Annotated in this window: 8 protein-coding genes; 7 read left to right on the plus strand and 1 reads right to left on the minus strand. The window is 51.7% G+C overall.

Features of this window, described 5'->3' with window-relative positions; genetic code table 11:
- Positions 1-181 precede the first annotated feature (181 nt).
- Positions 182-2,674, plus strand: a complete 2,493-nt coding sequence (locus DWX32_RS11800; RefSeq protein ID WP_117801941.1) for an ATP-dependent DNA helicase — start codon at positions 182-184, stop codon at positions 2,672-2,674.
- On the opposite strand, the gene DWX32_RS11805 is transcribed toward DWX32_RS11800, so the two are convergent.
- Positions 2,665-3,558 carry an AraC family transcriptional regulator gene (locus DWX32_RS11805; RefSeq protein WP_158579585.1) on the minus strand — a complete coding sequence of 298 codons (894 nt, stop codon included), beginning with the start codon at positions 3,556-3,558 and terminating at the stop codon, positions 2,665-2,667. The two genes, DWX32_RS11800 and DWX32_RS11805, sit on opposite strands and share 10 nt — an antisense overlap.
- A 264-nt stretch (positions 3,559-3,822) precedes the next feature.
- Here DWX32_RS11805 and DWX32_RS11810 point away from each other — a divergent pair, with 264 nt between their 5' ends.
- The 6 genes from DWX32_RS11810 (at position 3,823) to hprK (ending at position 12,687) form a co-directional block, all read left to right on the plus strand.
- Positions 3,823-4,992: a galactokinase gene (locus DWX32_RS11810; RefSeq protein WP_117801942.1), complete on the plus strand. Its 1,170-nt coding sequence runs from the start codon at positions 3,823-3,825 to the stop codon at positions 4,990-4,992.
- 40 nt (positions 4,993-5,032) lie between these two features.
- Positions 5,033-6,526 (plus strand): UDP-glucose--hexose-1-phosphate uridylyltransferase, encoded by a 1,494-nt coding sequence (galT, locus tag DWX32_RS11815; protein WP_118660168.1) that lies wholly within the window; start codon positions 5,033-5,035, stop codon positions 6,524-6,526.
- A gap of 73 nt (positions 6,527-6,599) precedes the next feature.
- Entirely contained in the window at positions 6,600-7,616 is a 1,017-nt protein-coding gene (gene galE, locus DWX32_RS11820) for a UDP-glucose 4-epimerase GalE (RefSeq protein ID WP_022463123.1), read from the plus strand.
- Positions 7,617-7,803: 187 nt separating this feature from the next.
- Positions 7,804-9,705, plus strand: coding sequence for an ATP-dependent zinc metalloprotease FtsH (gene ftsH / locus DWX32_RS11825; protein WP_118660170.1), 1,902 nt, complete (start codon positions 7,804-7,806; stop codon positions 9,703-9,705).
- 92 nt (positions 9,706-9,797) lie between these two features.
- Complete coding sequence (uvrC, locus tag DWX32_RS11830; RefSeq protein WP_118660172.1) at positions 9,798-11,657, plus strand: excinuclease ABC subunit UvrC; 1,860 nt, start codon at positions 9,798-9,800, stop codon at positions 11,655-11,657.
- Between the two features lie 94 nt (positions 11,658-11,751).
- A complete protein-coding gene (gene hprK / locus DWX32_RS11835) occupies positions 11,752-12,687 on the plus strand; it encodes an HPr(Ser) kinase/phosphatase (RefSeq protein ID WP_118660174.1) in 936 nt (311 codons plus the stop codon).
- Position 12,688 lies beyond the last annotated feature (1 nt).

The raw sequence follows: 12,688 nt of genomic DNA on the forward strand, positions 1-12,688 counted from the left end.
TTTTTTCTGTATAATGATAACTATTCAGAGCCATGCGAAATTCCAGAAAAGGACACGAATCATGCTTGCATGAATGAGCGTTCTTTTCTGGAATTTCATATGGCGAGAAGCCACATCGAGATGCAGCGCAGCGGAATCGAGATGGGGCTCTGAATAGTCTGGTTAGAAAAGGAGCGGGCTAGTGGAAGAGAAGAAGAAAGAGATCCGGATTTCCGTGCGGAATCTGGTGGAGTTTATTCTGCGCAGCGGGGATCTGGACAACTCGTCGGGCGGTTTTGGCGAGCGGGATGCCATGCAGGCGGGAACGCGGGTGCATCAGCAGATTCAGAAAAAACGGGGCGCCGATTACCGTGCGGAGGTTCCGCTGGTTCACGAAAAAGAATATGAGCATTTCATCCTGCGCGTCGAGGGAAGAGCAGACGGCATGTACGAGGACGGAACCACGACCGTGATCGAGGAGATCAAGGGAACGTACCGTGACCTCGAAACGATGGAAGAGCCGGTTCCGGTACATCTGGCACAGGCGAAGTGCTACGCTTACATCTACGGCCTTCAGAACCGCAAAGAGGAGATGGGCGTGCTGATGACGTACACCCTGCTCTCCTCCGAGGAGGAAGGCCTTCTGCGCCCGCTCACCAAAGAAGAGGTAAAGCCGGAGCACTCTAACTGGCGCATCCGCCATTTTCTGCAGACGTACAAGCTCCCGGAACTGGAGCAGTGGTTCGATGAGCTACTCGACGCCTGGTTTATCTGGGCGGAATTCCAGTACCAGTGGCAGAAAGCGCGAGATGCCTCAATGCAGCACCTCGAATTCCCCTTCCCGTACCGGAAAGGCCAGCGGGAACTGGTGAGCGGCGTCTACCGTACCATTCTGCGGAAAAAAGAACTCTTCGTCCAGGCGCCGACCGGCATCGGAAAAACAATGTCCACGGTCTTTCCGGCCATCCGCGCGATCGGAGAGGGCTGCGGCGACCGTCTTTTTTATCTGACTGCGAAAACCATCACCCGTACCGTGGCAGAGGAGGCGGTCTCCATTCTAAAAGAGAAGGGACTGCAGTTCAAAGCAATCACGCTGACCGCAAAAGAAAAAATGTGCATCCTCGATGAGCCCGAATGCGATCCGATCCACTGCCCGCGCGCGAAAGGTCATTTTGACCGGATCAACGCGGCGGTGTACGAGATGCTGACGGAATGCGATTCCTACACAAGAGAGGAAGTCCTGCGCCAGGCGGAAAAATGGAACGTCTGCCCGCACGAGTTCCAGTTTGATGTGGCTTCGTGGGTGGACGGCGTGATCTGCGATTACAACTATGCGTTTGATCCGACCTCGAAATTAAAACGCTTTTTCGCAGAAGGAACGAAGGGTGACTACATCTTTCTGATCGACGAGGCGCACAACCTGGTCGAGCGGGGCCGCGATATGTTCAGTGCCACGCTCGTCAAAGAGGAGATTTTAAAGGTCCGCCAGCTCCTCCGCCCGTATGCACCGGGCAAAAAGCTCGAGAAGGCGCTGAATCGCTGCAATCACCAGATGCTCGTCTACAAAAGAGAGTGCGATTCCTGCACGGAGCTGGAAAGCGTATCGACGTTTCTTATGATGGTCAATCAGCTGCTGGAAGAACTGGCGGGCTGGCTGGAAGCGCATAAGACAAGCGAAATCCGGAAGCAGGTTCTGGAATTTTACTTTAACTTGCGAAATTTTTCCGAGATTTACAATTTAGTGGATGAAAATTATCTGATCTACACGAGTTATCTCGATAACGGCGATTTTGCACTGCGCCTGTTCTGCGTCAACCCGGCGGAGAATCTGCAGCAGTGTATCAACCAGGGGCGGTCGGCCGTCTTCTTTTCCGCGACGCTGCTGCCGGTGCAGTATTATAAGAAGATGTTCAGCACGAATACGGACGATTACGCGATTTACGTGGAGTCCCCGTTTGATCCCACGAAGCGGTGTCTGGCGATCGGAAGCGAGGTCAGCACGAAGTATCAGCGGAGAAACCGCGCAGAGTTTGAGAAGATCGCCGCCTATCTGAACGAGATGATCCAGAGCCGGAAGGGCAACTATATGGCGTTCTTCCCGTCATACCGCCTGATGCAGGATGTCTATGCGGTCTATGAGGAACTGTATGCAGATGAAAACGTGACCTGCCTGATCCAGGAGTCGGCGATGCGGGAGCAGGAGAGAGAAGCGTTTCTGGAAGCGTTTGCGAAAGACAACGAGAAAACGCTGGTGGGATTCTGTATCATGGGAGGCATTTTCTCGGAGGGAATTGATCTGGACGGGGAAAAGCTGATCGGCGCGGCCGTTGTGGGAGCCGGAATCCCGCAGGTGGGGCCGGAGAGAGAACTTTTAAAGCAATATTTTGACCGCAGCGGAGAGAACGGTTTCGACTACGCGTACCGCTATCCCGGCATGAATAAAGTATTGCAGGCGGCAGGGCGCGTGATCCGTACGACGGAGGACACGGGTGTGATTCTGTTGCTCGACGAGCGGTTCCGAAACCGGGAGTACCGCGAGCTGTTCCCAAGAGAATGGGAGGACTGCCGGATTGTGCAGCGCAGCAGCCTCCCGGAGGTAATCCATTCGTTTTGGGAGAGGGTGGATTGTGAGAGCGGATCAAAAGCCGGGCAGCAGGAAATGAAATCTCGGTGCAGCGCTGAACGTTACGTGTGATCCGCGCGGTTCCGGTATTCGCTCGGTGAGCAGCCCATCTGCTGCCGGAAAATTTTAGAAAAATAGGCAGGACTGGAAAATCCGGTCTGTTCCGCTACGGAAGTGATACTGGCCTGGCGCTCGAGAAGGAGCGGCAGGCTTTTTTCAATACGGTAATCGAGAAGATAGTCAAACAGGGATTCGTTCATGCATTTCTTGAAAAAACGGCAGCATTCACTGCGGCAGATGTGGATCTGTGCGGCGAGATCCTCGAGCGTCAGATGCTCCATATAATGGCGGTGGATGTAGTCGAGCAGAATGCGGAGCCGCTCAACATCACGCGTTGCCGCCGTGTTCTGGGATTCACCGGAAAACGATGCGTGGCGGTAAATCTCAATCCAGATCGACAGCAGAAGCTCCTGGATTTCCATCTCAAACGCGGACGGCTGTGAAAGCGAGAGGTCGTAGATGCGGTGCATACAGGCAAGTACCTGGTTCTGCCAGTCGATCTCCGGCGAAAAGACGATGGAGGCGAGCTGCATATCCGTCAGCACCGGTTCGACGTAGCGCGTCTGGATCACACTGTTTGAAAAACCATAGAGAAAGCGCGGGGCGAACGTGGTTGAAATATAGACGCAGTCCATCCCGTCGATCATGTGGCCGCTGTGAAGCGCATTCGTGTTGCAGAAAATGCCGTCCCCTTCTTTTAAGACATACGATTTGCCGTTGACCTGATATCCGATCTGTCCCGAGAGGACAAACGTCAGCTCAATTTCCGGGTGCCAGTGCCAGGAAAAGGAGCCGCGCTCGTAGCGGGAGAGCTGTTCGTAACTGATGTTGACAGGAAATTCATAGCTGCCGTGGGCCTTCAGCTCACGGTTTTCTTTATCCATGCGGATCTGCATGAAACGTACCTCCAATCCATAAAATCCATTAAAAATCATACGATAAGTAAAGTATGCGGCAAAAAGGGAAAAAAAACAAGAAAAAATCGAAGATCACCTCAATATAATTATCGTTTGCCCCAATATTGTTGTTGCAGATGGGCGTACGGCTCACTATAATGATACTTAAGAAGATAAGAAAAAACACACAAACACACAATACACACACAACACACAAAACGAAACCATGAAAACAACACACCAAAAAGAAAAGGAGACAACAAAATGAAACAGCAGGTACTGGATTGTTTTGCAAAACTGTTAGGGGGAGAGGGCGACATCCGCACCTACTTCGCACCTGGACGTGTGAACCTGATCGGTGAGCACACCGATTACAACGGAGGCCACGTATTTCCATGCGCACTGACCATCGGAACCTACATGGCAGCAAGAAAACGTGACGACAGAAAGCTTCGTTTTTACTCTATGAACTTTGAAAAACTCGGCGTGGTAGAATCTTCTCTCGATGAATTCCTGATGGGAAAAGAAGGCAACTGGACCGCATATCCGAAGGGAATGATGTGGGCATTTTGCCAGAAGGGCTTCCCGGTAGAGCAGGGCTTCGATATCGTGCTCTACGGAAACATTCCGAACGGCTCCGGCCTTTCCTCTTCCGCATCCGTTGAGACCGTAACCGGCGTAATGCTGCGTGACATGTTCGGCTACGACACCATCTCCATGATCGACATCGCTCTGTACGGTCAGTTCTCCGAGAACAACTACAACGGCGTCAACTGCGGTATCATGGATCAGTTCGCCATCGCCATGGGCAAAAAGGACTGTGCGATCTTTCTTGACACCAGCGATCTGAAATATGAGTACGCACCGGTTAAACTGGAAGGCGCAAGAATTGTCATCTCCTGCAGCAACAAGAAACGCGGCCTTGGCGACTCCAAATACAACGAGCGCCGCAGCGAGTGCGAGACTGCTCTGGCTGAGATTCAGAAAGTCAAAGACATCAAGAGCCTTGGCGAGCTGACCGAGGAAGAGTTTGAGGCAGTGAAAGATGCCATCAAAGATCCGGTCCGCCAGAAACGTGCAAAACATGCTGTTTACGAGAACCAGAGAACCGTTCAGGCCGTTGCAGCTTTAAAGGCAAACGACATCGCAAAATTCGGCGAGCTGATGAACGCATCCCACGTTTCCCTGCGTGATGACTATGAGGTAACCGGCATCGAGCTGGATACTCTTGTGGAAGAAGCATGGAACTGCCCGGGTGTCATCGGATCCCGTATGACAGGCGCAGGCTTCGGCGGATGCACCGTCAGCATCGTAAAAACAGAAGATATTGACAACTTCATCGCAAAAGTAGGCGCAGCTTACAAAGAAAAAATCGGCTATGCCGCAGACTTCTATGTCGTAGACATCGGAGACGGCGCAGGCGTATTAAAATAAGAAATAAAAAAGCTGGATCGGCAGCAGGGAGGAAGCTACAGTGATTAACGAGAGTATTGCAAAACTGGTAAAATATGGAGAAAATGCCGGTCTTGTTTCGGGACTGGATAAAATCTATGCGACAAACCGGATTCTGGAAGTCATGCAGATTTCCGATTACGAAGAGCCGGAGCAGATTCCGGAGACCCCGGATCTGGAAGAGACTTTAAATGAACTGCTTGATGATGCAGCTAAGCGCGGTCTTCTCGAACACAACAGCGTCGTTTACCGCGATCTGTTCGATACGAAACTGATGGACTGCCTGATGCCGCGCCCGGGAGAGGTGGTAAAGAAGTTTGAGGAACTCTATGCGAAGAGCCCGCAGGAGGCAACCGATTACTTCTACAAACTGAGCCAGGATTCCAACTACATCCGCAGATACCGCATCGCAAAGGATATCCGCTGGAGCGTACCGAGTGCCTACGGCGATATCGATATCTCGATCAACCTCTCCAAACCGGAGAAGGACCCGAAGGCGATCGCGGCTGCAAAACTGGCAAAACAGAGCGGTTATCCGAAATGCCTGCTCTGCAAGGAGAATGTGGGCTATGCGGGACGCGTCAACCACCCGGCGCGCCAGAACCACCGCATCATTCCGCTGACGATCAATCAGACGGAGTGGGGATTCCAGTACTCGCCATATGTGTATTACAATGAGCACTGCATCGTGTTCAATTTCCAGCATAACCCGATGAAGATCGAGCGCGCGACCTTTGTGAAGCTGTTTGACTTTATCAAGCTGTTTCCGCACTACTTCATCGGTTCTAATGCGGATCTGCCGATCGTGGGAGGCTCCATTTTAAGCCACGATCATTATCAGGGCGGTCACTATACCTTCGCAATGGCGAAAGCGCCGATCGAGCGCCATTTTACCATCAAAGGATACGAGGATGTGGAAACCGGCATCGTCAAATGGCCGCTGTCCGTCATCCGGATCCGCCACAAAGATGAGAAACGGCTGATCAATCTGGCAGAGCATATCCTGAACTGCTGGAGAGGTTACACGGATGAGGATGCGTTTGTATTCGCCGAGACTGACGGAGAGCCGCACAACACGATCACACCGATCGCAAGAAAAGTGGGCGATACGTTCGAACTCGATCTGGCACTGCGCAACAACATCACGACGGACGAATGCCCGCTCGGTGTTTACCATCCGCATGCACAGTATCATCACATCAAAAAAGAGAACATCGGCCTTATTGAGGTTATGGGACTTGCGATTCTGCCGGCGCGCTTAAAAGATGAGCTGGAAGAGCTTTCCAAATGCCTTGTAGAGGGAAAAGATGTCCGCGCTGTCGCAGAGCTGGAGAAACATGCCGACTGGGTAGACGAATTCCTGCCGCGCCATCCGGAGCTGAACAGCGAAAATGTGATGGATATCCTGAAAGAGGAAGTCGGAAAAGTCTTTGTCGGCGTACTCGAGGATGCCGGCGTTTACAAGTGCACCGAGGAAGGCAGAAGTGCATTTGCAAAATTCATGGAAACGTTGTAGAATAAACTAAATGCTTCAATTAACCCGCTGCGGCAAAAAAGCAGCAGCGAAGGAAAACATGGAGGATACCAAAATGAAAATCTTAGTTACTGGCGGTGCAGGCTATATTGGAAGCCACACCTGTGTGGAACTGCTGAACGCAGGCTATGACGTTGTTGTCATGGACAACCTTTACAATGCAAGCGAGAAAGCCATCGAGCGTGTAGAACAGATTACCGGAAAGAAAGTAACCTTCTACAAAACCGATATGCTGGACCGCGAAGGCGTAAAGAAAATTTTCGACAACGAGAAAATTGACGCTGTCATCCATTTCGCAGGCTTAAAAGCAGTCGGCGAGTCCGTACATAAACCGATTGAATATTATCACAACAACATGACCGGAACCCTGATTCTCTGCGATGAGATGAGAAACCATGGCGTAAAGAACATCATCTTCAGTTCTTCTGCAACCGTATACGGCAATCCGGCACAGATTCCGATCACCGAGGAGTGCCCGAAGGGAACCCCGACCAACCCATACGGCTGGACAAAAAGTATGCTCGAGCAGGTTCTGACCGACATCCACACCGCAGATCCGGAATGGAATGTTATCCTGCTTCGTTACTTCAACCCGATCGGAGCGCATAAGAGCGGCCTTATCGGAGAGGATCCGAAGGGCATCCCGAACAACCTGCTTCCGTATGTCGCACAGGTTGCCATCGGAAAACTCGAGTGCATCGGCGTTTTCGGTGATGACTACGATACTCCGGACGGAACTGGTGTCCGCGATTACATCCATGTTGTTGACCTGGCACGCGGCCATGTAAAAGCCATCCAGAAACTGGCTGACAACGAGGGCGTTTCCATTTACAACCTCGGAACCGGCAAAGGCTACAGTGTACTCGATGTGATCCACGCATTTGAGAAAGCATGCGGCCATCCGCTGAAATACGAAATCAAACCGCGCCGTGACGGTGATATCGCAACCTGCTACTCCAAATGCGACAAAGCAAAAGAGGAGCTTGGCTGGGAGGCTGAGTACGGCATCGAGGAGATGTGTGCCGATTCCTGGAACTGGCAGCAGAAGAATCCGAACGGATATAACGACTAATGTAATGTGAGTGTTATCTGGCGGTCCGCCGATACTTGAAAGAGTGTCGGCGGGCCGTTTTTGTATAGATAAATTCAGTCTTTTTTCACAAAGTCCGGCTTGCTAATTAAGAGGGAATCCGATATAATGTAAGAGTTAAAGTGTCCGTAAAAAAAGAGGGGCGGTTTGACATACAAGGAGGAAAAGCATGGACGATAGAAAAAATCAGAACCGGGAACCAGAAAAAGGCTCCGGGGGAGGACCGAAAAACAGACAGACGATACTCATTATCCTGATCTGCCTCCTCGTCAGCCTGATGGTGATGGGACTTCTGAACAATGCCCTTGGGGGAATTACTTCCGAGGATCTTGACTATAGCAAATTCCTGGACATGGTAAACAACGATGAAGTGCAGGAAGTTGTCTTGAAATCGGGAACACTGACCGTAACGCCGAAAGACCAGAAATCGGAGGGAATCACCTATCAGGTAACGATGATGGGAGATGAGCAGGAACTGGTCGATCTGTTACAGGAGAAAGGCATTACGTACCACAAAGATCCGCCGGATTCTACCGGAACGATCATTTACACATTGCTGACCGTCATTCTGCCGGTTGTGATGCTTGTCGCTGTCATGGTATGGGTGATGCGCAGCATGAACAAAGGCGGCGGAGTCATGGGCGTAGGAAAGAGCAGAGCAAAGGCCTACGTACAGAAAGAAACCGGCGTGACATTCCGCGATGTTGCGGGACAGGACGAGGCAAAAGAATCGCTCCAGGAGGTTGTGGATTTCCTGCATAACCCTGGAAAATACACGACAATCGGTGCAAAACTTCCGAAAGGAGCGCTTCTTGTAGGCCCTCCTGGAACCGGAAAAACACTGCTTGCCAAAGCCGTAGCCGGTGAGGCGCACGTACCGTTTTTCTCGATGTCCGCTTCGGAATTTGTCGAGATGTTCGTCGGTGTCGGTGCATCGCGTGTGCGTGACCTGTTTGAGGAAGCAAAGAAAAACGCACCGTGCATCATCTTTATCGATGAGATCGATGCGATCGGAAAGAGCCGTGACAACAGCTACAACAGCAACGACGAGCGGGAGCAGACGTTAAACCAGCTCCTCGCCGAGATGGACGGATTCGACAGCTCCAAGGGTATTCTGATCCTTGCGGCCACAAACCGCCCGGAGGTTCTTGACCCGGCGCTGCTGCGTCCAGGCCGTTTTGACCGCCGGATTATCGTAGAAAGACCGGACCTGAAAGGCCGTGTGGAAATCCTGAAAGTACACGCCAAGAACGTATCGCTCGATGAGACGGTTGATCTCGACGGCATCGCACTTGCGACATCGGGAGCCGTTGGTTCTGATCTTGCAAATATGATCAACGAGGCAGCGATTCTTGCGGTCAAGAACGGAAGAAAAGCCGTTTCCCAGAAGGATCTTCTCGAGGCAGTCGAGGTTGTCCTCGTCGGAAAAGAGAAGAAGGACCGCATCTTAAGCCAGGAAGAGCGAAAGATCGTTTCCTACCACGAGGTAGGCCACGCACTTGTTACTGCACTGCAGAAGGATTCCGAGCCGGTACAGAAAATCACGATTGTGCCGCGTACGATGGGTGCGCTCGGCTACGTCATGCAGGTGCCGGAGGAGGAGAAATACCTCAACACGAAGAGCGAACTCGAGGCGATGATCGTCGAGTGCCTCGGCGGAAGAGCGGCAGAGGAGATCGTATTTGGCAACGTGACAACGGGAGCTTCGAATGATATCGAGAAAGCGACGAAGATTGTCCGCGCGATGATCACGCAGTACGGTATGTCGGAGAAATTCGGTCTGATCGGTCTTGCGACCCAGCAGAATCAGTACCTCGACGGAAGAATGGTCTTAAACTGCGGCGATGCCACAGCAACCGAAATCGACCACGAGGTCATGAAGATCTTGAAAGAGTCGTATGAGCAGGCAAAAGAACTTCTGGCAGCTAACCGCGATGCGATGGATGAAATCGCAGCTTACCTGATCCAGAAAGAGACGATCACCGGAAAAGAATTTATGGAGATTTTTCATCAGGTGATTGCAAAACGGAATGGAAACGCGGAAGAAGCGGTTGAAAATCCAGAAATATAAAAAGAAAGCGAAAAGGCCCGGCGGGAGCAGAGAAAACGATCTCTGCACGCTGGGCATTTTCAACATTACAGTCCCAAAAAGAGGAGGGTCATATGGCGTTTGATATCCAGGAAGAACTGAAAAAACTGCCGGGGAAACCCGGCGTCTATCTGATGCACGACGCGGACGATACAATTATCTACGTAGGAAAGGCGATTTCGCTGAAAAACCGTGTCCGCCAGTATTTCCAGACGAGCCGCAACAAAGGGCCGAAGATTGAGCGGATGGTCACGCATATCGCCCGCTTTGAGTATATTGTGACGGATTCCGAACTGGAGGCGCTCGTGCTGGAGTGCAACCTTATCAAAGAGCACCGTCCGAAATACAATACGATGCTGAAAGATGACAAGGCGTACCCGTACATTAAGGTGACCGTGAACGAGGATTTTCCACGCATTCTGTTTTCCCATCAGATGAAGAAGGACAAGGCGAAATATTTCGGCCCGTACACGAGCGCCGGAGCTGTGAAAGATACGATCGAACTGTTGCGGAAGCTGTACGATATCCGTTCCTGCAATAAGAGCCTGCCAAAGGAGATCGGCAAGGACCGCCCGTGTCTTTACTATCACATCCACCAGTGTAAGGCACCGTGCCAGGGATACATTTCCAAAGAAGAGTACGGCGAGCAGATCAAAAAGGCGATCAGTTTTCTGAATGGAAATTACAATGACATTATCAAAGAGCTGACTGGAAAAATGACGGAGGCGGCTGAGGAGATGCGGTTCGAGCAGGCGGCGGAGTACCGTGATCTGATCGACAGCGTGCGCAGGATCGGCGAGCGGCAGAAGATTACGAACAGTAACGGCGAGGACAAAGATGTCATTGCGCTTGCGATGGACAAAGAGGATGCGGTGGCGCAGGTCTTCTTTATCCGGAACGGAAAGCTGATCGGGCGGGAGCATTATTATCTGCGGATCGGCGAGGAGGAGCAGAAAAGCGAGGTGCTGCTCACGTTTATGAAACAGTTCTATTCCGGCACGCCGTTCATCCCGCGGGAAATCATGATTTCCGAGGAGATTGCCGAGCAGGAGCTGATGGAAGAGTATTTAAGCAGCAAACGGGGCCAGAAGGTCCGCATCCGCGTGCCGAAAAAGGGCAGCAAGGAAAAAATGGTGGAACTGGCAGAGCGGAACGCACAGATCGTTCTCGACCAGGACCGCGAGCGGATCAAGCGGGAAGAGGGTCGGACGGTCGGTGCCGTAAAAGAGATCGCCAGATGGCTGAACCTGCCGTCGATCGACCGCATCGAGGCGTACGATATCTCCAATATCAGCGGTTTCCAGTCGGTCGGCTCAATGATCGTCTACGAGAAAGGAAAGCCAAAGCGCGCCGATTACCGAAAATTCAAGATCAAATCCGTCGAGGGACCGAACGATTACGCCAGTATGAAAGAGGTCTTAAGCCGCCGTTTTCTGCGCGGCATCCAGGAGGACAGCGGTTTCGAGCGGCTGCCGGACCTGATCATGATGGACGGCGGACGCGGCCAGGTTAACATTGCGCTTGAGGTGCTTGAAGAAATGGATCTTGCGATTCCGGTCTGCGGTATGGTAAAGGACGACAAGCACCGCACGAGGGGTCTGTATTTCCGAAACGTGGAAATCCCGATCGACCGGAACAGCGAGGGCTTCAAACTGATCACACGCGTGCAGGACGAGGCGCACCGCTTTGCAATCGAATACCACCGCCTGCTGCGGAGCAAAGGCCAGGTCCACTCGATTCTCGACGACATCCCGGGCATCGGGCCGACAAGAAGGAAAGAACTGATGCGCCACTTTCAGGGAATTGATGATATCAAGGCGGCAACCGTGGAAGAACTTTCCGGACTTCCGGGCATGAATAAAAAGGCAGCGGAGCAGGTTTACACATTCTTTCACGCACCTGCACAGGAGGAAAATGAGGATTCGTCAAAATAGTTAAATTTCTAGGTTGCCCGTGATGCTTTATTGTGCTAAAATCATAGAAGAGACGGATTTAAAAAGACGTCGAATGAAGTCGGAGGACAGGAAAATGAAAGAAATTGAAATGACCAAAATGGTGGAGAAAATGGATCTCCGCAACCTGACACCAGAGGTTGATATGACAGATCTTGTCATTGCCACACCGGATATCAACCGTCCTGCACTGCAGCTGACCGGTTACTATGAGCATTTTGCCAATGAGCGTGTGCAGATCATCGGTTATGTAGAGTTCACGTATCTGCAGCATCTTGAAGAGAGCGAGCGCGTCCGCGCGTTTGAAGAGTTTGTAAGCCGCAAGATCCCATGTGTCATTTTCACCACGAAGATGATTCCGGGACCGGAAATTCTGGAGCTGTGCAATCGTTATCAGGTACCGGCCTTTGCGGTAGACAAATCGACTTCCGTTTTCATGGCTGAAATCATCCGCTGGCTGAATGTCCAGCTTGCCCCGATGATCTCCATCCACGGCGTGCTGGTCGATGTATTCGGCGAGGGCGTTCTGATCATGGGCGAGAGCGGAATCGGAAAGAGCGAGGCTGCACTGGAGCTGATCAAACGAGGCCATCGTCTCGTCAGCGATGATGTGGTTGAAATCAGCCGTGTCAGCGACATTACGCTGGTCGGAACGGCACCGGATATCACGCGTCACTTTATCGAGCTGCGCGGTATCGGTATCATCGACGTCAAGACGCTGTTTGGTGTCGAGAGCGTAAAGGATACCCAGTCTATCGACCTTGTTATCAAGCTTGAAGAGTGGGACAAAGAGAAAGAATACGACCGTCTGGGCCTGGAAGAAGAGTATATTGAGTTCCTTGGAAACAAGGTTGTCTGCCATTCCCTTCCGATCCGTCCGGGCCGTAACCTGGCGATCATCGTAGAAACCGCTGCTGTCAACCACAGACAGAAGAAGATGGGCTACAATGCCGCACAGGAGCTGTACCGCCGTGTACAGGCTAACTTAGTGAAAAAAAGAGAGGAGAAGTAAG

Origin of the sequence: Blautia sp. AF19-13LB, from assembly GCF_003479105.1 — a bacterium.
Classification (GTDB): domain Bacteria; phylum Bacillota; class Clostridia; order Lachnospirales; family Lachnospiraceae; genus Fusicatenibacter; species Fusicatenibacter saccharivorans.